Here is a 23,750-nt window from a genome sequence, read left to right as displayed (position 1 = left end):
GACCCAGACGGACTGCAGAGGTGATCGCCGCGCGGTCGACAGCGAGACCTTCGAGCCACCCGCGCCGGTGGGCCCGGCAGTTCCGGTCCGGCCGGCTCGATCCCGACACTCGGGATCGCCCGGTTCACAGTCCGTATCGGGCACCCAGTCGATGCAGCAGCGGTGACGACCCGCCCTCGCGGGTGTACAGCAGGTCCTCCACCAGACGTCGTGACCACGGACGGTGGTGCAGGTACTGCGGGGCGGTCTGGTCGAGTTCGGCGAGGGCCTCGATCGCGAGATCGATCCGGCCCCGCCCATGGGCCGCCAGGCCGACGTCCTGCCAGTACCTTCCACGCTCGTGCGCCTCCGGTACCGCCTGGAGGTCCACCGCGTGCGCATGGTGCAGCGCGGACCCGTAGTCGCCGAGCACCCGATCGCAGGACACGGCGAAGACGTCGAGATCGGCGCGCGCCAATCGCGGCGTGTCGCCGAACGGCTCGATCGCTCCTCCTGCGGCCGATAGATACTCGGCGGCGGCGTCGCGGTCGTCATGCCCGGCGGCGGTGTAGGCGGCCGAGGCGAGGATCTTGCCGTACATCCCCGCCGAATCCGCGCCGCGCAGCGCGGTTTCGGCGCGAAGGAGTTCGGCGGCGTCGATCATCACCTTGTCGGCGAGTGGGCTGCCCGCCCGGCGCAGCACGACCGCCTGGTTCCGCGCGGCCCCGGCCATCGCCACCGGGTCCCCGGCGAGCTCGGCGTAGCGTGCCGCGCGGTCGGCCGCCACCGAGGCGATCGATTCGCGGGACACGCGGATCTGCTGCTGCGAGGTCACGCTCAGTGCCCTGGAGAACAGGGACGCGGCCCGTTCCTTGGCGCTCCCGGTGACCGCTTCCCACGTGGCCCGGGCCGTACTGAGCAGGCGCGGCAGACGCCGGTTCAGCTCGCCGAGCCCGGCCGCCTCCAATGTGCGTTCGGCCGCCGCCACCTGCCCGCCCAGGAGCCGCAGGCTCACCGGTTCGGCGGTGGCATCCCCGAACAGGGCGTTCTCGATCCCGCGGTCGGCCGACGACCCGCCGATCGCGGCGGAGACGGCGGTCAGGCCGGCGGCGAAGAACGTGCGGCGTCTCATGTGCTCATCATCCCGCACGGAGACCGCTTGCGAAACCTGCGCCACGACATTTCCGGGCCTCGGATCGGTGAGTCCGACCAGATACGAGGGCACGTTCAGGGCCGCCGCCACCCGCGCGAGGTCGCCCACTGTCCAGTTGCGTTTGCCTTGTTCCCATCGGGAGACCGTGGCGGCCGAGAATCCGCATCGGGCTCCGGCACCGAGCTGGTCGAGTCCCAGCGAATGCCGAGCCGCTTTCAGGACACGGCCGATCTCGGCGTCGCTGATCTGCGGCGGCCGAAGCGAGTGCGGAGGTTTTGACACGGGGAATCGCCTCCGCATTCAGCGTGCACGTGGATTGCAGGCCGTGCAATCGGGTTGCCGACAGTGAACAGTCCATTGAAGATCAATTTTGTGCGAGGTGGACTCGGGTCAGGCGGGCAGCGGAGGCCCGCCCCGATCCGAAGGAACCGCCGATGTCACAACAACCGCCACCCGAATGGGCCGCAGCCGCAGCCGAAGGACTTGCCGCAGTCGCCGCCGACGCCCGCATCCACCCCACCGCGCAACTCATCCCCGCCGACCGCACCGGCCACCGGCGCCGCATCGTCATCGGCCCCCGATGCCGGATCGGCGCCTTCGCCGTCCTCCACGGCGGCACCGACCTCGCCGCCGACACCGAGATCGGCCACGGCTGCGTCGTCGGCGAACCCGAGACCGGCTACGCCCTCCGGGCGTACCACCGGGGAGAGGGCGCCGCGACCCGCATCGGAACCGGCGCCGTCCTGCGAGCCGGAGCCGTCGCCTACGCCGGAGTCGAGATCGGGCCGCGCACCACCGTCGGCCACCACACCCTGCTGCGCACCGGCGTCGCCATCGGCGCCGACAGCCAGCTCGGCCACCACCTCACCGTCGAGCGCGGCGTCCGCATCGGCGCGGGCGTGCGCTGCTCGCCCGGTTCCCACCTCACCGCCGACATGCACATCGGCGACGGCGCGTTCGTCGGCGCGGGCGTGCGCACCATCAACGACAAGCGACTCATCTGGCGCGACCCGGCACGGCAGCAGCCGCTCGCCCCGCCCCGCATCGACACCGGCGCGAAGGTCGGCACCGGCGCGATCCTCCTGGCCGGCGTCGTCATCGGCGCCCGCGCCCTGGTCGGCGCCGGGTCCGTGGTGACCCGCGACGTCGCCGCCGACACCGTCGTCTACGGCGGCCCCGCCCGCGCCCGGAACGGAGGCACGCCGTGAACACCCCGCTCGACTGGCTCGACGCTCTGCGCCCCAGCCTCCACCACCGCCGGTGGTCCTCCCTGAAAGCGCTCGACGCCGACCTGGCCGCACTGGCCCCCACCGACCCCGGCCCGGCCGACCCGGCCGCCCGATCGGCCTGGCTGCTGCGGCTCCGCCGCCGACTCGCCGGGCACCGGGCGCCCGACGGCCCCGAAGGCCCCCAGTGGCAGGCTGCGGCGCAGTTCCTCGCCGGATACCGCGACCTCGACCTGCGCGAGGCCACCGGCACCGGACACGGACAGATGATCCTCGACCACGCCCCGCCCGACCTCGCCGCGTACTGGCGCGACCGGCTCGCGGCCGGGGGACTGGTCGGCATCGCCGCCACCGAGGCACACGGCGGCTCCCGCATCCGGGAGATCACCACCGCCGCCGTCCCCGGCGCTGACGGCCGATGGCGGATCAACGGCTCGAAACGGTGGGTCTCCCGCCTGACCGAAGCCGAAGCCTTCGTCGTGTTCACGCGGGACCCGGACGGGTCCATCGCCGCGGTCGTCGTCGACGCCGACTCCAGGGGTCTCACCAGGCAGATGGTCGATCCGGCCGGACTCGGCGGCTGGAGCTGGGGCCTGCTCCACCTCGACCGGGTGGCCGTCGACCCCGGCACGCACCTGCTGGGGCGCCCCGGCAAAGGCGCGGCGATCTTCCGCTCCCACTTCGCGCGCTTCCGCCCGCTGGTCACCGCGTGCGCGCTGGGAGCCGCCGCCGGGGTCTGCGACCGGGTCCGCGCCACGCTGGCGACCAGGCTCGCCACCAGCGACCTGCCGCGGGTCCGCGACAACGCCATGATCGCCCTCGGGCAGTCCTGGGCGGCGATCAACGCCGCGACTCTGCTGGCCTTCCACGCCGCCCGCGACGGCACCGCCGGAGCCGCCCCGACGGCGGGCAAGGCCCACGGCGTGGACGTCGCCGTCCAGGCAGTGGACCGCTTGGCGCCCTTGATAGGCGCAGTCGGCTTCCAGCGCTCGCACCCGATCGCGAAAGCGCGGTCCGACCTCGCGGCGCTGCAGTACGCCGACGGCATCCACGACAGCCTCTACCGGTCCGCCGGAAAGTCACTGCTCGACGGCGTCCCCGAGCCGGTCCGCGACGGGGGACCGGCGCGCTGACGAAGCACGAGGCCGGCTATCCGACCGGATGGCCGGCCTCCAGGTACGCCGTCACTCCGCTCTCGAGTGCCGCAAGCGCGGATTCGATCCGGCGGGCCACCAGCGGGCGCATCCGCTCATGCACCTGGGGAATCGTGCACCACCGCCAGGAGCGCAGCTCGTCGGCGGCGAGCGCGATCGTTGACGTCAGCTCCGGATCGAGGCGCCCGCCGTCGAAGACGTAGACCATCGCCTCGGTCCGGCCGTCCATCGGCGGCACCCAGTCGACCGCCGCCAGCCGACCCGGCTCGACCTTGAGCCCCAGTTCCTCACTCACCTCGCGGACCGCCGCGCCGCGCGGCGACTCCCCGGCCTCCACCGCGCCGCCGGGCGCCTCCCACACCCGCTTGTACGTAGGCTCGCAGAGCAGCACCCGTCCGGCGCCGTCGGTGAAGACCACGCAGGCGGCGGCGCGCTTGCGCGCCACCGTGTGCGTGTGTTCGGCCGTGCCGATACCGCGCTCGGCCTCCCGGCTGTAGCTCATCGGCAGAATGTAGCACTCGGTGACCGCCCAACCGCGCAATCGGACGGGCCGTTCCGGACGATTCCGGACCCGGAGTCGACTGTGCGGTCACTCGGGCTTGCGGGCGTAGAAGACGTGCGCGAGGACGTTGAATCGCCGCGCGTTCTCCTCCCCGCCGGCTCCGGCGAAGACGTCCACGGCGGGTCCGATCTCGACGTCGACGAAGCCCGCGCCCTCGATGACCGACCGCCAGCCCTCCTTGGACTGTCCGCCTGCGATGCAGTCGGTCCACAGGTCGATGTTGCAGGCCGCGTCGGCCGGAACCGTCTCGTTCACGGCGATGTCGGCGAACTGCAGTCGGCCGCCGCCGCGCAGCACCCGGAAGATCTCGGTGAACACCGCCGCCTTGTCGGCGACCAGGTTGAGCACGCCGTTGGAGACGACCACGTCGGCCCAGCCGTCCTCGATCGGCAGGTTCTCGGCGATGCCCTCGCGGAACTCCACATTGCGCAGTTCGAGCTCCTCGGCCGTCCGGCGCGACTTGGCCAGCATCTCCGGGGTCATGTCGACGCCGACCACCCGGCCCTCGGGGCCGACCAACTGGGTGGCGACGAACGAGTCGAACCCGCCGCCGCTGCCGATGTCGACCAGCCGGTCGTTCTGGCCGATCGGGTGGAACCCGAACGGGTTCGCGACCCCGGCGAAAGACTCGACGGCGCGGTCGGGGAGGGAATCGACCTGGGCCCGGTCGTATCCCAGGAGGGCGGCCAGAGGCCGTCCGTTGTGGAAGTGGAAGCGGCCGTCCGGGTGCAGCGCCACATCGCGGTACTTCTCGCGTACGGACGCGCGCAGCGCCGCGGGGTCGACCGGCAGTTCGGTGTGCGTCTGTGCCATGGTGGTCCTCCTGCGTCATCGTCATGGACGGATACGGGTAAGGACGACCCCGGCGCGCTTCCCATTGCGTTTGCGAGGCACCGAACCGCCCGGCGGTCAGCCCGGGTGTTCGGCCTTCGCGATGACGCAGGTGGCGATCTGCCGCTGCTCGGACTCGGGCACCACGCGTTTCATCAACCGGATCACCTCGTCGTCGAACAGCGGGTAGACGGCGACGTCGTCGATGCTGAACGGGATCCGCTCGCCCAGTTCGACATTGGTGAATCCGCTGTTGGCGAGCTTCTTGGCCAGCACCTCTTCGGACAGCGCGCCGGCGATGCAGCCGGCCCACGCGGCCCCCGAGGTCAGCACCTCCGGCGGCAGGTTGTCGCTGACGACGAAGTCCGAGATGCACAGCCGGCCGCCGGGGCGCAGGACCCGGGCGGCCTCGGCCAGCGCCCGGCTCTTGCGCGGCGACAGGTTCACCACGCCGTTGGAGATGACCACGTCCACGCTGTCGTCGGGCAGCGGCAGGTCCTCCATCTCGCCGTGGGCGGCCTCGCACCACTCGGCGACACCGGCGGCCTCGGCGGCTTTCCGGGTGCGTTCGCACATCTCGGCGAGGGTGTCGACGCCGGTGACCCTGCCGGTCGGTCCTACCGCCCGCGCGGCCAGGATCGAGTCGATGCCGCCGCCGCAGCCGAGGTCGACGACGTGATCGCCGGGTCCGAGCGCGGCGTGCGCGACCGGGTTGCCGACGCCGAGTGACCAGTCGACCGCCTCGTCGGGGAGGTCGCCGAGCTGGTCTTCGCTGTAGAGGCGAGCCGCCATGGAGCGTCCGGCGCCGCTGGGCAGGCGGCCGTAAGTGGAACGGACGACGGTGCGGATCTCGTCCTGGAACATCAGGTCCTTGGTCACGCCATCTCCCCCTCGTCGGTGGTGCTACGTGTTCGGGTTCGTCGGGTCGAGCCCGTCGATGAACTCCTCTAGGACGTCCTTGACGTCGGTGGGCATTTCGGGTCGGCTGCGGGTGGCCAGGACGCCGCGGAGTTCGTCGGCGAATTCGGTTTCGCCGCAGCACCGCACGCACAACCGCAGATGCTCTTCGATGGCGCGGTGGTCGGTCTCGTCCAGTTCGCCGTCGAGGTAGGCCCAGAGCCGTTCGACGACGTCACGGCAGCGGATCATCGGGATCGGGCCTCCTTCCGCGGCGGGCGTTCGGCGCCGGCCCCCTGTTCGAGTAGTCCGGATTCGTTCGCATACTCCCATAGTGCCCGTTCGAAGTGCTCCCGGCCACGGTGGAGCAGCGAATACACCGTCCCCGCCGGCAGGCTCAGCAGCTCGCTGATCTCTCCGGTGCCGAAGCCGTCCATGTACCGCAGCAGCAGCGGCACGCGGTAGCGCTCGGGGACCCGTTGCAGCACAAGCTGGATGTCTTCGGCGGAGAAGGCGCCGAGGAAGTCCACGTGCATGGTGTCCGACCACGGCAGGGGGTCCTCGTCGACGAGGGTCTGGTACAGGGAGAAGTGCTCGGGCTCGGGGGAGGGGTCGACCAGGACCTCCTCGGGCCGGCGCCCGTTCCGCCGCAGCCGGTCGCGCCAGACGTTGGTCATGATCACCCGCAGCCATTTGGGGCCGGCCTTGACGTCGTTCAGCGAAGCGAAGGAGCGGCAGGCCCGCACCATCGTGTCCTGCACCAGCTCCTCGGCCTCGGCCCGGGTCCGCGTCAGGTACCGGGCGAGGGCGTACAGGCCGGGGAGCTCGGCACGGGCGAGCTCCTGGAGCGACGTTCGGTCGACCGTTCCCAGCATCCGTTCCCCCGTCCTCGATACTAGCCCGTGCCGTGGCTCGAGTGGTTCAGGCAATCTTCAGTGACGTCTGCACCGGCACCGGGTTGGCGATGATGTCGCGCGCCGGCGAGGTGTCCTGCACGTACTGGCACAGCTCGGTGAGCTGCTCCTGGGTCGCGTTCGGGCTCTTCACGGTGCCCACGACCCTGATCTCGCTGAATCCGGGGCGCTCGCCGTCGAGGCCGAGGAAGCGGCTGACGTCGAGGTCGCCCTCGACCTCGTACTCCATCTGCTCGATCTCGATGCCCCTGGCCGCGGCGTTGGCCACGTACCCGACGGCGTAGCAGAAGACGAGCGCCTGCAGGATGAGCTCCACCGCGTTCGGTCCGCGGTTCGAACCCAGCAGGACGGGCGGCTCGTCGCCGTGCAGGCGGAACGGGGCGCCGCGGCTGGCGTCCTCCTGGCCGGCGTGCGTGAACCCGCCGATCCTGCCCTCGTTGTAGGTTCCGTCCTTCCAAGTGCTGGAGGCGCGGAACGTGAACGAACCGACCGACTGGTCGCCCTTCACGCCGTCGATGGTCTGCAGCAACTGATCGACGTCGATCCCGTTGCGCACCGTTGTCGTGCTCATTTGAATCTCCTCCTCATCGGTCCCGCCGCGTTCGCGGCGGCCCTGCAGACAAGGACGCGGGGGTGGGCCGACCCATTGCGCCGCGGCCGGATTTTTTCGATGCACCGGCCCGCGTCCCGGTCCGCACCTTCGGACCGGGACGCGGGCCGGTCTTTCAGATGGTGAACGGCCGCTGGTTCTCGAACCTGGGATCGGCCGGTGTGGCCCAGAACAGGTTGGGAATCTGCTGCGGCGGCATCAACTCCACGATCTGCCGGTGGAACTCCGGGTACCCGATCCCGGAGAACCGCCCCTCGTCCCAGGTCTCCAGCAGCCGCTGCGTGAACAGGCCGTTCTTCGATCCGTCGAGCGACAGTTGGTGGTCCTGGGAGCCGGAGACGAGCAGCACGTGGGCACTCGGCGGCGTCGCCGCGCGGGCGGACTCCTTGACGTCCTGGTAGAGGTCCTCGCGGCGGCGGGCGTCCCGCCGTGCGATCTCCACCGGCAGGTCCCTCGTGCGCGGCGGGCTGCTCGGTCCGGCGCCGCCGGCGCCACCCCGGATCGGCGCTAGCACCTGCTCGGTGAAGCGGTCGACGTCGGCAGGCCGCACCGCCGTAGCGGTCGTGCCCTGCAGCTCGGCGACCACCGACGGGACCACCTCCCGCACCGACTCGTGCAGGTCCGCCCACCCGGCCACGTCCCGGCTGGCCGAGGCCGGCAGTCGGGACGGCGTATCCAGGACGAAGCCGACGTTCTCATCGTCCTGGTAGCTCAGGGCGAACGCCTCGTAGGCGGGGAACGCGACGCGGGCGACGGTGCCGCTGTGGCAGGAGTCGGAGATCATCAGGATCCGCACGCCCGGCTGGAACTCGCCCCACAGCGCGTAGAGCTCGTCGTCCATCAACTGCCGGTCGTAGCCGACCCAGGTTTCGTCCATGTCGTCGGCCTCGTCGCCGGTGGCATCGGGTATCTGGCTGCCGTGGCCGGCGTAGGTGAGCAGGAAGAAGTCGCCGCTCCGCAGTCGCCGGGCCGCGTCGCCGATGGCGTCGATGATGTTCTGGCACCGCCCGTCCCGGTCCAGCAGGGTCGTGGTCGAGAATCCCTGGGACCGCGCCAGGGCGGTCATGTCGTTGGCGTCGTTCACGCACCCGGCCAGTGGTGGAATCGGGGTCCCGTACGCCTCATCGTCGACCACGTTGAGCCCGATGTGCAGGGAGATCCCCTGGGCCTGCCCGTCGCCGCCGCCGGATTTGGTCAGCGCCTCCCAGCTCCGCGGTCCCACGACACCGTCCTGGACCAGCCCGGCGGCTCCCTGGAAATCTCGCACCGCCTGATCGGTCCGTCGTCCGAAGACGCCGTCGACGGGACCGGGGTCGTGCCCGGTCATCTGCAGTAGTTGCTGGACGTGCCGCACGTCCTCGCCGCGACTGCCCAGACGTAGGTACCGCCGCGATCGCTGTCGAAACATGATTCATCCCCCGGTTGCGGGTGGGGCGGGCGGCCCGCCCCACCCGTTCGATTCGGCTTCTTGTCGGCGCGGGCCGCTACTTGAGCGCCTGGATCAGCTTCGGCACCTGCGGCAGGAGCGCCGGGACCGCCGCGCCCAGGAGCGGTCCGACGAACCGGCTGGTCATCTCCGGGTCGGAGATCCGGGTCGGCATCTCCCGCCGCCCTTCGAGGAACGCGTTGGCGATGTGCGGCGCGGACTTGATGATCCCCTCCGCGAGCGGGGGCAGAATGGATCCGAACAGCCGCACGGTCGCCTCGTCCTCGTCCCGCGGCAGGTTGCGGCTGCTCGACTGCACCGCTTCGAGGACCTGCGGAATGGCCTCGACGATCTCGGGCGTGATCGCGCCGATCACGGACATGAAGTCGCGCTCCTGCTGCTGTGGGTCGCGGGTCTCCGGGATCAGGTCCCGGCTCCCCTGCTTGATGCCGTCGATGATGGACGGAACCGCCGAGACGACTGAGGGCAGGATGGCTCCGAGCGCCGGAAGGAACCGCTCCTGGATCTCGGAGGCCGCTTCGGGGGACAGGACGGTCCCGGTGTCCCGGGACGCGCCGTAGGCGGACTCCGCCCCGGCTCCCGCGCCGCCGCCCTGCCCCGCGGCGACCTGCTGGATGGCGTTCTCGAACTGCCGGTTCATCTGCTCGGCCAGCTCCTGGAGCTCGGGGCTGGACGTGGCCGTAGTACTGGACATGTTGCCTCCCAGTGGTTGAAATGAGTCATCGCCGAATCACCCTGAGCCTCGAACGCGACTACCGCTTGTGATCGGCGGTTTGAGAGTAGGACGCGGTCGGCGGCCCGGTCACCCGATCGGGCAAACTACGGGCCGGTACTCCTCTTGCGGGACAGGCGTAATGGGACCGATCACCTCGGGACTGAGCTGCGGGATCGGATCGGCGCGATTCCGGTGTGCGCGCTCCAACCCCGAGTGCCTGGATAGTGCTTGCCGGTCTTGCACCCGTGTAACGACCGGCCGCCGAGGCGACGAACCCTCGGATGCGGTGTCGATCAGTGGCGCCACTCCCCGGTGCCTCCCATCGACTGCTTCCTGTTCAGGGAATGATCGTTGTCGAACAGGTCGGCACCAGGTGGTTCCGGACCGATCCCCGCGCCGAAGTGCCGCGGCCGCGCCGGTGGCCCGGCCCGTTTCCGCACGCCGACGCCCGAAAATCCGGGCGACGGTTGTTGCATCGTCCTAATGAGTGAGCGTCCGTTCTGCTAGGATAAGTCCGCTGTGATCCGTATCATGGTTATTCTGATGTCCGGTTTCGCGCATCTCCACAGGGGATGCTTTACGGGGGTGATTGTGTGCGGGGGATATGAAGGCCGTCGGCCGAGTCGATTCCGGTGTCGTCGGCGGATTGATCGGGATCGGGTAGGCAAGATAGGCGGCAAGCCGCTTCATTTGCAGCCCTTGGGTTCCATGGGTACAGATTGTCGTTCCTATTAGCCATAAGGGACCCCGAGTTGCAAAGGGGCGGGCTTGCCCGTTACCTTGCCGCGCGGTTCTACCGGGGCGATCGAAACCGCGGTCGGACGCGTGCCCGACCCCATTCCAGCGGAGCTCGGTCCTCACCGAACACGACTGCTCGACTTTTCATCGTAGGATCTTTTTCAGGGAGGTTCCATTGTCCGCCAAGTCCTTTCTTCGACACATATGGCTGCCGCTGGCGGCCGTCGGCGCGCTCGCGGTGCCCGCGGCGGCGCAGGCGCAGGAGACCATCAGCATCAACCCTGGCAACGTCCCCACCACCGCCGAGGGCTTCGAGGACATCAGTTGCGAACAGGTCCCGGTCGGCATCGGCGACGACCAGGACGGATGGGTGTTCGTGCTGCCGGGCGGCGAGGGAGCCTTCGTTTCGGTCACGGCCCAGTTCGAAGACCTCAACGGTGAGCCGCAGTCCGCCTCCACCGGTTCGGACGGCGGGGTCGTCGATGGGGAAGGGACCAGCAAGGCGTACATCATCACCGACGCCGGCTGGACCCTCACCGGTGCCACCGCGGAGGTCGAGGACACCGATCGGGATCAGTTCAACCTGACCCACACCTGTCCCGGCGCACCCTCGGACGACGAGACCACGCCGCCCGACGACGAAACCACGCCTCCGGGGGACGAGACCACGCCTCCGGGCGATGACGGCACCACGCCCGGGGAGGACGCCACGGACGGCGCCGACGACGGGCTGCCGACGACCGGCTCCAGCCTCCTGCCGCCGGCGCTGCTCGCGGTCGCGCTCCTGGCCGCGGGGGCCGGTGCGCTGTATCTCGTGCGCCGCCGCGCAGCCGCCTGACCGGAACGCGACCTCGGGGCCGCGGAGCGATCAACGCTCCGCGGCCCTCGCGCTGCCCCGGGTCGACTGCGGCCCCTTGTGCTCAGATTTCGGGCGCCGTCCCGCCTTTGCGGGCAAACCCACCGACACCTTATAATTTATATTAATCAATATACTAATTCGATTCCGGCGGTGCGTCCCGGACGCGCGCCGAGGAAGGAGGCGGCTGCATGGAAGCAGCAATGACCCGACTACGGCGCGGGCGGATCGGGGCGGTCGCCGCGGTCTGCGGAGCGCTGGCCGCCGGATCGGTGGCAGTCGTGGCGGCGAACCCGGCACACGCCGCCGCATGCGACTCGGTCGAGTACGACGTGGCCAACGAGTGGGCGAGCGGCCACCAGGCCGCCGTCTCGGTCACGGCCGGATCCGACGGGATCGACGGCTGGACCCTGGAGTTCGAGCTGCCCGGCGGCGCCGAAGTCCAGAGCGCCTGGAACGTCGACTGGAGCCGATCGGGGACGACGTTCACCGGCTCGGACGTCGGCTGGAACGGCTCCGTCCCGCCCGGTCGGACCCGGGAGCTGTTCGGCATGATCGTCTCGGGCGGTTCGGCCCAGCCCGAGCGGTTCGTGCTCAACGGGGCCGAGTGCGGGGGCGAGGTCGAAGAACCGACCGGCACCCCGAGCGAAGAACCCACCTCGGACGAGCCCACCGGCGATCCTTCAGCGGACAAGGAGACCCGCACACCGCGGTTCATGATCGACGCCGGGGCCTCCACCTCGAACTACGTCGAATCAGAGCACTTCACCGTCCGCTGGGGCGACGAGATCGACGCCCTCGCCTGGGGACGGCAGCACGGGTACGACAACTATCCGATGTGGGTCGCCGACCACATGGACGGAATCTACGACTTCTATGTGGACGAGGTCGGGTTCGTCGATCCGGCCGACCACGACGTCGGATCCCGGTACCGGATCAACCTGTACCTCTGCGGCACCTGGTCCGGGGACTTCCTGCCCCCGGCAAACTGGGCCGGCGGTGACGACATCGGCGTCGGGCACATGTGCCTGCCCTACGACAAGACCTGGGACGAGTGGGTCGAGTCGCACGAGTTCGCCCACATCCTGCAGACCTACGCCACCGATCTCAACATCGAGAACGGCAACGGCGGCGGCTGGGGCGCGGGCAACCCCGTGGCCGGCCCGGTCTGGGAGGCCCACGCCAACTACATGGCACGCATGAAGCGGCCCGGGGTCGTGACCGGGTCCGGCTACCACGTCGACCGGCAGCATTTCCGCTGGCTCGCCCAGGAGACGTACTACGGCGACTGGATGCTGTTCAACACCATCCGGGACCGCTACGGCCCCGAGGCCGTCGACCGGCTCTGGTACGAGGCCGAGCAGGGCGAGCACCCGATCGACACCGTCAAGCGGGTGCTCGGCCTGGACCACGGTCAGTTCGCGGAGCTGCTCGCCGAGTTCACCTCGCGGCAGGTCGTATACGACTTCGCCGACGGCGAGGCGATCCGCTCCGACCTGTGGTCGGACGGCGGCTACCGGCCGCTCCACACCGATCCGCTGCAGAGCCTCGGCGGCGGGCAGTACCTCATGGCCGACTCCGAGGCCCCGCACCAGTACGGGCACAACATCGTCCGGCTGAACCCGGACGGCGGACGTGTGTCGGTCCGGCTCCAAGGGGCGTCGGATCTGTCCGGCGCCGACTGGCGGTTCCGGCTGGCGGCGGTCTCGAACGACTTCTCGGTCCGCTACAGCGACGTCCACGCGCCCGGCCAGACGGCGGACTTCGGTCTGCAGAGCGGTGAGACCCACCTGATGCTCGTCGTCGCGGCCACCCCGTCGCAGCACCGCGACTATCCGATGTGGGAGACCGGGGTCGGTGACCCGTTCCCGTACCAGCTCACCATCGACGGCGCCACGCCCGCGTAGCGCACCGGAAGACGGCGAGGCGGACCCGACCGGGTCCGCCTCGCCTTGTTCTACGGGGTGTGGACGTCCGGCCAGGGAGCGGCCGACATGTCGCTTCCGATGTAGAAGCTCGGGTGCGGCGGCTGGTTGTAAGCGGTGTTCTGCCAGGCGATCGCCACCCGGTACTGCGGGTCGTGCATGAGCGTGGCGATCCGCAGGTCGGTCTCGTACGGCGTCGCGTAGATCCGCAGCGCCGAGGAGTCGCTGGTGCGCCAGACGACCTCCTCGCGCCAGTCGCCGAACAGGTCGGCCGAAAGCGCCGGGTTGGCCTTGGTGCCGTTGTTGGAGGCCACGCCCGAGCCGGTCAGCAGCCGCCCGTCCTGGTAGTCGTCGATGCGGGTGTCGTCGAGCAGTTCGCGCTCGCCGTCTCCGTCCCACCAGGCCAGGAAGTTCGCCGAGCTCGGCTTGGAGCCGACCACGGAGTTCGAGGCGTTCCGCAGGCCGCTCACCGCCGACGACCAGAATTCGGCGCCCGGGTTGCCCGGGTCGACGTTGCCGGCCACGCCCCGGCCGTTGTCCCCGGCGGGCGGGGACTGGAAGATCACCGAGCCGTCGGCGGCGATGAGGCGGTCGGCCGGCTGGTCGGAGGACTCGCCGGGCATGAACACCTCCTGGCCGGGGCGGTCGGGGTCGAAATCGCTCACGTGCAGCGCGTCGCCGTGGTACATCCGGGTGTTCCACAGCGGCTGCCCGTTCGAACCGATCGCCATCGCCCCGTAGACGACGTCCTGGCGGCCGTCGCCGTCCAGGTCGGCGATGGAGAGGCTGTGCGCGCCCTGCCCCTCGTACTGCGAGCCGGCCTGGTCGGAGTCGAAGACCCAGCGGGTGCTGAGGCTCTGGCCGTCGAAGTCGACCGCCCAGATCACCGAGCGGGTGTAGTAGCCGCGCGCGAAGATCATCGACGGGTTCGCGCCGTCCAGGTAGGCCGTGCCGGCGAGGAACCGGTCGACGCGGTTGCCGTAGCAGTCGCCCCAGGAGCAGACGTCGCCGCGGCCCGGCCGGTAGTCGACCGTGTCGACCGCCGCTCCGGTCCGCCCGTCGAAGATCGTCAGGTACTCCGGACCGTCGAGCACGTAGCCCTCGCCGTTGCGGTGGTCGGCGTTCGGGTCGCCGATGACCGTGCCCTGGCCGTCGACGGTGGCGTCGGCGGTCTTCATGGCGATCTCGGCGTCGCCGTCCCCGTCGTAGTCGTAGACCTGGAACTGCGTGTAGTGCGCCCCGGAGCGGATGTTGCGTCCCAGGTCGATGCGCCACAGCCGGTCGCCGCTCAGTGTGTAGGCGTCGATGACGGTGTTGTCGGTGTAGCCCGACTGGGAGTTGTCCTTGGCGTTGTCGGGGTACCACTTGACGATGTACTCGTAGGTCCCGTCGCCGTTCAGGTCGCCCACGCTCGCGTCATTGGCCGAGTGGCTGCCGGAGGGCCGGTCGATCGGGATGTCGAGGTGGCCGCTGGAGTTGAACCGGGCCTCGGTGCCCGCCTGCGAGCCTTCGCTGCCGCCGGTCACCGCCGCGACGGTGTACTGCGAACCCGAGGAGCCGCCCGAGTCGAGGTAGTTCGTCGCTCCGGTCAGCGGCGAGGAGTTGAGCTGCTGCCCGTCGCGGTAGACGTTGAAGGCCACGCCCGGGTCGTCGGTGCCCAGCAGCCGCCAGCTCACCAGGTTGCCGCCGCCCGAAGGCACCGCGGAGACACCGCGGGTCAGTGCCTCCGCCTCATAGGCGCCGTCGCCCCCGCCCGGCGGGTCGGTCGAGCCGTCGTCGGCCGACACGTCCAGGTAGTCCAGGTTGGGCAGGCCGCCGGAGCCGGTGGCGGTGATGTCGATGGTGTTGGAGCCTTCGGTCAGGTCGGCCGTGACCGTCCGGGTGGTCCAGGACGTCCAGGAGCCGGTGGAGTCGAACGGTACGGTCTGGACGGTCGAGCCGTTGACGGCCACCTCGGCCGACCGGCCGGTGTCGGCGCCGTTGGCGTAGCGCAGGTCGAGGATCGCGCCGCCACTCGGGACGTCGACGGTGAACTGAGCGGAGGCGCCGGCGGTGTTCTCGGTGTTGCAGAATCCGCTGCCGGAGTAGCCGGTGTGGTTGGAGTCGATGGTGCCGTCGCAGGTGGCCGGGGCGTCCTCGGCTTCGTACCGGCCGTACCCCTGGGCGGGTTCGCCGGTCTCGTCGTCGGTCGGTTCCGTGCTCGGCTCTGTGCTCGGCTCGTCGCTGGGTTCGTCGGCGCCGTTGCAGACGTCGCCGTTGATGGTGAACCGCTCCGGGGCGGCGCTGCCGCCGGTGGCGGTGAAGCCGAATACCTCGCGGCTTTCGCCGGAGGCGATGGAGCCGTTCCAGCCGACGTCGTTGCCGGTGAAGGTGGATCCGCTCTGGCTCCAGTCGACGTTCCAGGCGCTGTCGACCGAGGTGCCCGAGGGGAAGTCCCATTCGAGCTGCCAGCCGTCGATGGGTTCGTCGGCGCCGATGGTGATGCTGGCCTGGAAGCCGGAGCCCCATTCGTTGGCGACGGTGTAGTCGACTTCGCAGCCGGCCTCGGCCGATGCCGGGTCCGCCGAGGTGATGGTCAGGGCGGTGGCGCCGAGCGCGGCCACGGCCAGGCCGGTGACGGCGAGGTACCGGTGCCGGAAGCGTCGGCTCGGGGCCCGTGGCGGGTCCGGGACCGGTCCGTGAGGGTGAACGGTCATCTGTGGTCACTCCGTTCGGGGGAGAGGCGTCTTCGAATTTGTAGAGCGCTCCCACTTAAGGGGCGCGGCGCCTGCGCGGGACTGTGAGTGCCGGTGGGCGCTTACATCGAAGCATCGAATTGAATCGATACAATCGATCGGGTCAGCATACATGGGAGGGGTTGCGGTGGCAAACGCCCGCGCCTCCGGCCCGGCTCAGCGGGCGCGCCGCGGCTTCGCGGTCGACTCGCGGACGATCATCTCGGTCGCCAACTGCACGTGGTGCGAGTCCGGGCCCCGGCCGTCGGCCAGTTCCAGCACGGTCCGGGACGCGACCCGGCCCATCTGCCGCAGCGGCTGGCGGACCGTGGTCAGCGCCGGCTCGGTCCACATGGCGCCGTAGGTGTCGTCGAAGCCGACCACGCTCAGGTCGCCCGGCACCTCCAGCCCCCGCCACTTGGCGACCCTGATGACACCCATGGCGATCACGTCGCTCGCGGCCACGAACGCCGTCGGCGGGTCGTCCAGGTCCAACAGGGACTCGGCGATCGAGGCTCCGGTCTCGGCGGTGAACGGACCGGGCCGCACCAGGGCCCGGTCGGTGCCGATCCCGGCCGCCTCGAGCGCTTCCCGGTAGCCGTGGAGGCGTTCGCGTCCCGGCACCGAATCGGCGGGGCCGCCGGCGAAGGCGACCCGCCGATGCCCCAGGTCGATCAGGTGACGGGTGGCCTGGACGCCGCCGGCCCAGTTGGTGGCGCCGACGCTCGTGACGCGGTCGTCGAGCGGGTTGACCGGGTCGATGACCACCAGCGGCAGCCCCGCGTTCTCGCAGGCGGCGATCTCCTCGCCGGTCAACTGCGCGGTCACCACGATCAGCCCCGAGTGGCCGCGAGCGGCGATCTCCTTGATCCGGTCGGCCCCCAGGCTCCGCTCCGGGGCCTCGCCGCCCGAGGCGAGCGCGCTGGTGACCACGTCGACCCCGAACTCCCGGCCGCCGCCGATGACCCCGTCGAGCACGTAGAGCGAATACATGTTGATGATGCGGTCGAAGACCACGTGGACCGCGCCGCGCGTGACCGGCTCCCGGGGGCCGGTGCTGGGGCTGTAGCCGAGCTCGGCTATCGCCCGCTGGACGTGTCGACGCGTCGGCTCGGAGACCCCCGAGCGGCCGTTGAGCACTTTGGAGGCGGTGGCCTTGGAGACGCCGGCGTGCTCGGCGACGGCCGCCAGGGTCGAGCGGGGATTGGGCGGTCTGCTCATCGGGTTACCTCATGATCGTCCGGGGCCGACATTCTAGCCAGTTTACGAAAAAGTTTCTGAGAGTGTGGAGCCGATGCTCTGAATGTAGCCAAAATCCAGTCGTTAAGTTTATGCTCCTGTGACTTGACGCACCAGTGAACAGGGCGTAGGTTCGAAACGATCAGAAACAGACGCGAAAAAGTTTCTCACAATATTGCGTTCTCGGGCCAAGTCCCGGAGAAAGGAAACCCAGCAATGAAGCTTGGAACTCGCCGCCGCACGCTCCTCGCCGCCGGCGCCGCGGCCCCCTTCGCCGCCGCGAGCGCATGCGGAAACGAGCCCGGCGGATCCAACGGAGACGGCGCCACCGCCTGGGGGCTGACCGGTGGATCCGAAGAGGCTATGCGCTCGTCGTTCGAGGCATGGAACGACGCCAACCCCGATCGGCAGATCTCGGCCGAGTACTTCGCCAACGACGCCTACAAGGAGCGGATCCGCACCGCGGTCGGCTCCGGCAACGCACCGACCCTGATCTTCAACTGGACCGGCTCCACACTGGCCGACTACGTCGCCAACGACTACGTGGTCGACCTGACCGACGGCACCCGGGACCTCATCGACCGGGTCATCCCCTCGGTCGCCGACGCCGGCACCATCGACGGCCGCGTCTACGCGGTCCCGAACAACCAGTCGCAGCCGATCGTCTTCTACCACAACCTCGAGGTCCTCGAAGAGGCCGGAACCGCGATCCCGGAGACCTGGGACGACCTGATGAACGCGGTCGATCAGCTCCAGTCGGCCGGGAGGACCCCGATCGCGCTGGCCGGGCAGAGCGTGTGGCCCGAGCTGATGTGGATCCAGTACCTGTCCGACCGCATCGGCGGGCCCGAGGCGTTCAACCGGGTCCTGGCCGGTGAGGCCGGGGCCTGGACGCACCCGGACATGGTCGCCGCCTGCGAGCGGATCACCGAGCTGGTCGATGCCGGCGCGTTCGGCGACGCGTTCGCCTCCGTCAGCGCCGACGCCGGCGCCGACCAGGCCCTGATGTACACCGGCGAGGCCGGGATGATCCTGCAGGGGAGCTGGATCTACCCCGACGTGGTCTCCAACGCCCCGGACCTGGTCGAGAGCGGCGGAGTCGGCTACTCGACCTTCCCGTCCATCGAGGGCGGCGCGGGCGAGTTGTCCAACATCGTCGGCAACCCGGCCAACTTCTGGTCGGTCTCGGCCAACGACTCCGAGGAGGCCCAGCAGATCGCGCAGGACTACCTGTCCGAGATGGTCCTCAACGACGACCACATCGACTCGCTCATCGAGGTCGGCACCGTCCCGCCGATCGTCGACCTCGAGGACCGCATCAGCCAGTCCGACATGGGCGAATACCTGCTGTTCACCTACGAGATGGTCCGCGACGCCGGGCACTTCCAGCTCTCCTGGGACCAGGCACTCCCGTCCGGGCAGGCCCAGTCGCTCCTGGAGAACCTGAGCCAGTTGTTCCTCGGGGAGCAGTCCGCCGAGCAGTTCGCCGAATCGATGGACGCCACCCTGTGAGCACCGCCGTCACCGCTCGACACCGCCGGAGCGCGCGCCGCCGAGGAGGCGCGCGCCCGGCGGGCCCCTCGGCCTGGATGGCCGCGCCCGCCCTGCTGATCTTCGGCGTGTTCGCCCTCATCCCGCTGTTCGGCGTCGTGGCGCTGTCGTTCGTCCACTGGGACGGACTCGGCGACATCACCTGGGCCGGGTTCGACAACTGGCAGACCGCCCTGACCGACCCGGTCTCCCGCAACGCGCTGTGGCTGACCGTCCAGTTGACGATCCTCTGCGTGGCCTTCCAGGCCCCCGTCAGCCTCCTGCTCGGGGTCTTCCTGGCCGGCCGCCAGCGCCACCGGGCCTTCCTGGGGGTGCTGTTCTTCCTGCCGCTGCTGTTCAGCTCCGCGGCCGTGGCCATCACCTTCACCGCCCTGCTCGACCCCAACTTCGGGGCCGGGTCCGCGCTGAACGTGGCGCTGCTGTCCCAGAACTGGCTCGGTGACCCGGACCTGGCGCTGTTCGTGGTGGTGTTCGTGATCGGGTGGTCGTTCATCCCGTTCCACACCCTCCTCTACCAGGCCGGCACCCGCCAGATCCCCAAGGAGCTCTACGAGGCCGCCCGCATCGACGGGGCCGGGCCGTTCGACCAGTTCTTCAGGATCACCCTGCCGATGCTCAAGTACACCATCGTCACCTCCACCACGCTGATGACGGTCGGGTCGCTGACCTACTTCGACCTGATCTTCGTGCTCACCGGCGGCGGGCCGGGCAACGCCACCCGCGTGCTGCCGCTGGACATGTACCTGACCGGGTTCCGCTCCTACGACATGGGCAGGGCCAGCGTCCTGGCGCTCGTCCTCATCGCCGTCGGTCTGGCCATCGCCCTGGGCCTGAACCGGATCACCGGCACCTCCCGCATGGGCGGCCGAGGGGAGGGCATCTGATGTCCGCGAATCAGCACCGCCGCCGACCCAACGTCCTGGGCACGATCGGCGCCTGGATCTGGCTGGCCGTGATCATCCTGCCGATCTACTACATCTTCATCACCAGCCTGCGGCCCCGGGAGGACTACTACTCCGAGAACCCCCTGTCGTGGCCCTCGAATGCCTCGCTCGGGGCCTACCAGCGGGTGATCGAGAACGACTTCATCCGGTTCTTCCTCAACAGCGTCATCGTCACCTCGGTGGCGGTGGCGGCCACCCTCGCGGTGTCGCTCATGGCCGCCTACGTGGTGGTGCGGCGGCGCGACCGGTTCGGCTCGGGCCTGTTCCGCGTGGCGCTGCTCGGCATCGCCATCCCGATCCAGGCGGCGATCATCCCGGTCTACTACCTGATCGTCCAGATCGGACTCTATGACACGCTGCTGGCGCTGATCCTGCCGTCGGCCGCGTTCGCCATCCCGCTGACGCTGCTCATCCTCACCAACTTCCTGCGGGAAGTGCCCGAGGCGCTGTTCGAGTCGATGCGGATGGACGGGGCCACCGAATGGAGGATCCTGGTGAAACTGGCGCTCCCCCTGTGCCGCCCCGCCCTGGCCACCGTCGGCGTCTACCAGGCCCTCCAGGTCTGGAACGGGTTCCTGTTCCCGCTGGTGCTCACCCAGTCCGCCGAGACCCGGGTGATCCCGCTGTCGCTGTGGAGCTTCCAGGGCCAGTTCGGCGTCGACGTCCCCGCCGTGCTCGCCGCGGTGGTGCTGTCGGTGCTGCCGATGCTGGCGGCCTACATCGTCGCCAGGCGCCAACTCGTGTCCGGCCTGACCGCCGGATTCGGCAAGTAAAGTAAGGAGAGCCGCAAGATGGCCGAGACCCCCGACCGGCACGACACCGCACTCGGCACCGCCGAGCGCGTCGAGGCGCTGCTGTCGGCCATGACCGTCGAGGAGAAGTTGGCCCAGTTGGGCGCCTTCTGGCCGCCCCACAGCGACGACGAGGCCGACGGCGAGGTCGCGCCGATGGAGGACGCGATGCAGGCCGGCCCCAAGACCCTCGAGGAAGCCGCCGCACACGGTCTCGGTCACCTCACCCGCGCCTTCGGTACGCGGCCGGTGGCCGCGGCCGAGGGCGCGGCGGCGCTGGAGCGGATGCAGCGCCGGGTCGTCGAACGCTCCCGCCTGGGCATCCCGGCCATCGCGCACGAGGAGTGCCTGACCGGGTTCACCACCCTGGGGGCCACGGTCTACCCCACGTCCCTGGCATGGGCGGCTACGTTCGACCCGGGCCTGATCGAGAGGATGGCCGCCCGGATCGGCGCCGACATGCGCGCCGTCGGCGTCCACCAGGGCCTGTCGCCGGTGATGGACGTCGTCCGCGACTATCGGTGGGGCCGAGTAGAGGAAACGATGGGGGAAGACCCCTACCTGGTCGGCTCGATCGGGTCCGCCTACGTGGCCGGCCTCGAATCGGCCGGGATCGTCGCCACCGTCAAGCACTTCGCCGGCTACTCGGCCTCCCGCGGGGCCCGCAACCACGCCCCGGTACCGATGGGGCCGCGCGAGTTCGCCGACGTGATGCTGCCGCCGTTCGAAATGGCGATCCGCCTCGGCGGCGCCCGCTCGGTGATGAACTCCTACTCCGACGTCGACGGCCTCCCGGCCGGGGCCAACCGCGAACTGCTCACCGGCCTCCTGCGCGACCGGTGGGGCTTCACCGGCACCGTCGTGTCCGACTACTGGTCGGTGGCGTTCCTGGACATGATGCACCGCATCACCGCCGACCGGACCGAATCGGGTGCCGCGGCGCTGACGGCCGGAATCGACGTCGAACTGCCCTCGACCGACGCCTACGCCCGCCTGGCCGACCGGATCGCCGCAGGAGAACTCGATGAAACGATCGTCGACACCGCCGCCCGCCGCGTCCTGACCCAGAAGGCCGAACTCGGCCTGCTCGAACCCGAACCCGGCCTCGCACCCGCCGACCCGGGCATCGACCTCGACTCGGCGGGCAACCGCGCCCTCGCCGGCGAGATCGCCGAGAAATCGGTGGTCCTGTGCGACAACAACGGCCTCCTGCCGCTCGACCCGGGCGCCGGCCGCGTCGCCCTGGTCGGCCCCACCGCGGCCGACCCGCGGACGCTGATGGGCTGCTACTCCTTCCCCAACCACGTGCTGTCGCGCTACCGCGACCACGGCACCGGCATCGACGTCCCCACCCTGCGCGAGGCGCTCGCCGCCGAGTTCCCGGCCGCGACCATCGAGCATCGCGAGGGTGTCCCGGTCCGCGAGACCGACCGGTCCGGCATCGAGGACGCCGTCGCCGCCGCCCGCGCCGCCGAAGTGGCCGTCGTCGCCGTCGGCGACCTCGCTTCCCTGTTCGGCCGCGGCACCTCCGGAGAAGGCTGCGACGCGGCCGACCTCACCTTGCCGGGAGTCCAAGCCGAACTGGTCGAGGCGGTCCTGGCCACCGGCACCCCCACGGTGCTGGTGGTGATCTCCGGCCGCCCCTACGCCCTCGGCGACTTCGCCGACCGCACCGACGCGATCGTGCAGGCGTTCCTGCCCGGCGAATCCGGCGGCGCCGCGATCGCCGGAGTCGTCTCGGGCCGGATCAACCCCTCCGGCCACCTGCCGGTCGGCGTCCCCCGCATCCCCGGCGGCGGACCCGGCACCTACCTGTCGCCCCCGCTGGGGCAGTACAGCGAAGGAGTCTCCAACATCGACCCCACGGCGCTGTTCCCGTTCGGGCACGGCGAGTCGTACACCACCTTCGAATACCGCGACCTCGCCCTGAGCGAGACCTCGATCGCGGCCGACGGCGAACTGACCGTCTCGGCCACGGTCGTCAACACCGGCGACCGCACGGGCGAGGACGTGGTCCAGATGTACCTGTCCGACGAGGTCGCCCAAGTGACCCGGCCGGTCCGGGAACTGGTCGGCTACGCCCGACTCGCTCTCGAACCGGGCCGGTCGAAGCGCGTGGCCTTCCGGCTCCACGCCGACCGGACCTCGTTCACCGGCCGCGACGGCACCCGCATCGTCGAACCCGGCGACTTCACCGTCGCCATCGGCCACTCCAGCCGCGACCTGCCCCTCACCGAACACTTCCGCATCACCGGCTCGGTGCGGAGCCTCGAGGGCGAGCGCGTCATGACCACCGGCGCAGAGATAACCGAGTAAGCAAAGGACACAGTGAAATGAGCGATGAGTTCGCACCCACCCCCGAAGACAAATTCTCGTTTGGGGTTTGGACGGTGGGTTGGCCGGCGCAGGATGTGTTCGGTCCGGGTACGCGGGCGCCGATGCCCGCTGAGCGGGCGGTGCGGAAGCTGGCCGAGATCGGGGCCTACGGGGTCAACTTCCACGACAACGACGTGTTCGACTTCGAGGCGAGTGCCTCGGAGCGCGAGGAGCGGATCGGCGCGTTCCGCAAGGCCCTGGAGGAGACGGGCCTGAAGGTGACCACGGCGACGACGAACCTGTTCTCCCATCCGGTGTTCAAGGACGGGGCCTTCACCCACAACGACCGGGACGTGCGCCGGTTGGCCATCGCGAAGGTGATGCGGAATCTGGACCTGGCCGCCGAGCTGGGCGCGAAGGTCTATGTGTGCTGGGGCGGCCGGGAGGGGGCCGAGTCCGGTGGGGCCAAGGACGTGCAGTCGGCCATGGCCCGTCTCAAGGAGGCCTTCGACGTGCTCGGCGACTACGTCACCGAGCGGGGTTATGATATCCGGTTCGCGATCGAGCCGAAGCCCAACGAGCCGCGGGGGCATATCCTGCTGCCGACGATCGGGCACGCGCTGGCCTTCATCGGCCGGTTGGAGCGTCCGGAGTTGGTGGGGATCAATCCGGAGGTGGGTCATGAGGAGATGGCCGGGCTGGATTATGCGGCCGGGGTGCGGCAGGCGCTGTGGCAGGGCAAGCTGTACCACATCGATTTGAACGGGCAGACCGGTCCGCGGTATGACCAGGATCTGCGGTTCGGTGCCGGGAATGTGGGCGGTGCGTTCTGGGCGGTGGATGCGGTCGAGGAGGGGATCGCGGCCGGGCAGTATTCGGGGCCGATCCATTTCGATTTCAAGCCGCCGCGGACCGAGGACGACGACGGGGTGTGGGTCTCGGCGGCGGCGTGTATGCGCAATTACAAGATCCTGCGCGAGAAGGTCAGGGCGTTCCGTGCCGATCCGGAGGTGCGGGAGGCGCTGGCGGCCGCGCGGGTCGACCAACTCGCGGTGCCGACGTTGGCCGAGGGTGAGACCGCCGCCGACCTCAAGGATCTCCGGGTGGATGTGGATGGTCTGGCGGCGAAGGGGATGGCCTTCGAGCGGCTCGACCAACTCGCCCTCGAACACCTCTACGGCATCCGCT

The 23,750-nt window shown here is 70.0% G+C and carries 20 protein-coding genes and 1 pseudogene; 9 read left to right on the top strand and 12 right to left on the bottom strand.

Features of this window, described 5'->3' with window-relative positions:
- Positions 1 to 124: 124 nt before the first annotated feature.
- Complete coding sequence (locus tag CUT39_RS04240; RefSeq protein WP_232805581.1) at positions 125 to 1,111, bottom strand: hypothetical protein; 987 nt, start codon at positions 1,109 to 1,111, stop codon at positions 125 to 127.
- Between the two features lie 99 nt (positions 1,112 to 1,210).
- A pseudogene (locus CUT39_RS21640) lies at positions 1,211 to 1,432 on the bottom strand (helix-turn-helix domain-containing protein); the annotation flags it as partial.
- Between the two features lie 134 nt (positions 1,433 to 1,566).
- On the opposite strand from CUT39_RS21640, the gene CUT39_RS04235 reads away from it, so the two are divergent.
- Together CUT39_RS04235 and CUT39_RS04230 are read left to right on the top strand one after the other, a co-directional pair.
- Complete coding sequence (locus tag CUT39_RS04235) at positions 1,567 to 2,340, top strand: LbetaH domain-containing protein (protein WP_100444726.1); 774 nt, start codon at positions 1,567 to 1,569, stop codon at positions 2,338 to 2,340.
- Positions 2,337 to 3,491: an acyl-CoA dehydrogenase family protein gene (locus tag CUT39_RS04230; protein WP_198586871.1), complete on the top strand. Its 1,155-nt coding sequence runs from the start codon at positions 2,337 to 2,339 to the stop codon at positions 3,489 to 3,491. The genes CUT39_RS04235 and CUT39_RS04230 overlap by 4 nt, the downstream gene beginning before the upstream one ends.
- A gap of 16 nt (positions 3,492 to 3,507) precedes the next feature.
- Here CUT39_RS04230 and CUT39_RS04225 read toward each other — a convergent pair whose 3' ends face one another.
- The 8 genes from CUT39_RS04225 to CUT39_RS04190 form a co-directional block, all read right to left on the bottom strand.
- Positions 3,508 to 4,014 carry an NUDIX domain-containing protein gene (locus CUT39_RS04225; protein WP_100444832.1) on the bottom strand — a complete coding sequence of 169 codons (507 nt, stop codon included), beginning with the start codon at positions 4,012 to 4,014 and terminating at the stop codon, positions 3,508 to 3,510.
- A gap of 87 nt (positions 4,015 to 4,101) precedes the next feature.
- Positions 4,102 to 4,887, bottom strand: coding sequence for a methyltransferase domain-containing protein (locus tag CUT39_RS04220; RefSeq protein ID WP_100444725.1), 786 nt, complete (start codon positions 4,885 to 4,887; stop codon positions 4,102 to 4,104).
- 96 nt (positions 4,888 to 4,983) lie between these two features.
- Positions 4,984 to 5,784 (bottom strand): methyltransferase domain-containing protein, encoded by an 801-nt coding sequence (locus CUT39_RS04215; protein ID WP_100444724.1) that lies wholly within the window; start codon positions 5,782 to 5,784, stop codon positions 4,984 to 4,986.
- Between the two features lie 24 nt (positions 5,785 to 5,808).
- On the bottom strand, positions 5,809 to 6,054 hold the full coding sequence (locus CUT39_RS04210) for an anti-sigma factor family protein (RefSeq protein WP_198586870.1): 246 nt from the start codon (positions 6,052 to 6,054) through the stop codon (positions 5,809 to 5,811).
- Complete coding sequence (locus CUT39_RS04205; RefSeq protein ID WP_100444723.1) at positions 6,051 to 6,677, bottom strand: RNA polymerase sigma factor; 627 nt, start codon at positions 6,675 to 6,677, stop codon at positions 6,051 to 6,053. Before CUT39_RS04205 ends, CUT39_RS04210 begins: the two co-directional genes overlap by 4 nt.
- A 46-nt stretch (positions 6,678 to 6,723) precedes the next feature.
- The gene (locus tag CUT39_RS04200) at positions 6,724 to 7,287 is read right to left on the bottom strand and encodes an OsmC family protein (protein ID WP_100444722.1); all 564 of its coding nucleotides are present in this window, start codon (positions 7,285 to 7,287) and stop codon (positions 6,724 to 6,726) included.
- A gap of 154 nt (positions 7,288 to 7,441) precedes the next feature.
- Complete coding sequence (locus CUT39_RS04195) at positions 7,442 to 8,734, bottom strand: caspase family protein (protein ID WP_100444721.1); 1,293 nt, start codon at positions 8,732 to 8,734, stop codon at positions 7,442 to 7,444.
- A gap of 76 nt (positions 8,735 to 8,810) precedes the next feature.
- Entirely contained in the window at positions 8,811 to 9,467 is a 657-nt protein-coding gene (locus tag CUT39_RS04190; RefSeq protein WP_157930473.1) for a hypothetical protein, read from the bottom strand.
- A 934-nt stretch (positions 9,468 to 10,401) separates the two neighbouring features.
- Here CUT39_RS04190 and CUT39_RS04185 point away from each other — a divergent pair.
- On the top strand, positions 10,402 to 11,064 hold the full coding sequence (locus tag CUT39_RS04185) for an LPXTG cell wall anchor domain-containing protein (protein ID WP_100444719.1): 663 nt from the start codon (positions 10,402 to 10,404) through the stop codon (positions 11,062 to 11,064).
- A gap of 209 nt (positions 11,065 to 11,273) precedes the next feature.
- Positions 11,274 to 12,989: a DUF6055 domain-containing protein gene (locus CUT39_RS04180; RefSeq protein ID WP_100444718.1), complete on the top strand. Its 1,716-nt coding sequence runs from the start codon at positions 11,274 to 11,276 to the stop codon at positions 12,987 to 12,989.
- A gap of 50 nt (positions 12,990 to 13,039) precedes the next feature.
- Here the strand turns inward: CUT39_RS04180 and CUT39_RS04175 are convergent, their stop codons facing one another.
- Both CUT39_RS04175 and CUT39_RS04170 read right to left on the bottom strand, forming a co-directional pair.
- Positions 13,040 to 15,703: a rhamnogalacturonan lyase family protein gene (locus tag CUT39_RS04175; RefSeq protein WP_100444717.1), complete on the bottom strand. Its 2,664-nt coding sequence runs from the start codon at positions 15,701 to 15,703 to the stop codon at positions 13,040 to 13,042.
- A gap of 195 nt (positions 15,704 to 15,898) precedes the next feature.
- Positions 15,899 to 16,942 carry a LacI family DNA-binding transcriptional regulator gene (locus CUT39_RS04170; protein ID WP_100444716.1) on the bottom strand — a complete coding sequence of 348 codons (1,044 nt, stop codon included), beginning with the start codon at positions 16,940 to 16,942 and terminating at the stop codon, positions 15,899 to 15,901.
- A 234-nt stretch (positions 16,943 to 17,176) separates the two neighbouring features.
- On the opposite strand from CUT39_RS04170, the gene CUT39_RS04165 reads away from it, so the two are divergent.
- The 5 genes from CUT39_RS04165 to xylA all read left to right on the top strand — a co-directional run.
- Complete coding sequence (locus CUT39_RS04165; protein ID WP_100444715.1) at positions 17,177 to 18,472, top strand: extracellular solute-binding protein; 1,296 nt, start codon at positions 17,177 to 17,179, stop codon at positions 18,470 to 18,472.
- Positions 18,473 to 18,549: 77 nt separating this feature from the next.
- Positions 18,550 to 19,395 carry a carbohydrate ABC transporter permease gene (locus tag CUT39_RS04160; RefSeq protein WP_100444714.1) on the top strand — a complete coding sequence of 282 codons (846 nt, stop codon included), beginning with the start codon at positions 18,550 to 18,552 and terminating at the stop codon, positions 19,393 to 19,395.
- Positions 19,395 to 20,228: a carbohydrate ABC transporter permease gene (locus CUT39_RS04155; RefSeq protein ID WP_100444713.1), complete on the top strand. Its 834-nt coding sequence runs from the start codon at positions 19,395 to 19,397 to the stop codon at positions 20,226 to 20,228. Before CUT39_RS04160 ends, CUT39_RS04155 begins: the two co-directional genes overlap by 1 nt.
- An 18-nt stretch (positions 20,229 to 20,246) precedes the next feature.
- A complete protein-coding gene (locus CUT39_RS04150; protein WP_100444712.1) occupies positions 20,247 to 22,562 on the top strand; it encodes a beta-xylosidase/alpha-l-arabinosidase in 2,316 nt (771 codons plus the stop codon).
- A gap of 17 nt (positions 22,563 to 22,579) precedes the next feature.
- Positions 22,580 to 23,750: xylose isomerase (gene xylA / locus CUT39_RS04145; protein ID WP_100444830.1), on the top strand; the 1,171-nt coding region annotated here is incomplete at its 3' end.

The organism is Glycomyces xiaoerkulensis, assembly GCF_002798405.1.
GTDB classification, from domain to species: Bacteria; Actinomycetota; Actinomycetes; order Mycobacteriales; family Micromonosporaceae; genus Glycomyces; species Glycomyces xiaoerkulensis.
Note: the sequence above shows the minus strand (reverse complement) of the source record. Positions and strands in the feature narration are given on the sequence as shown.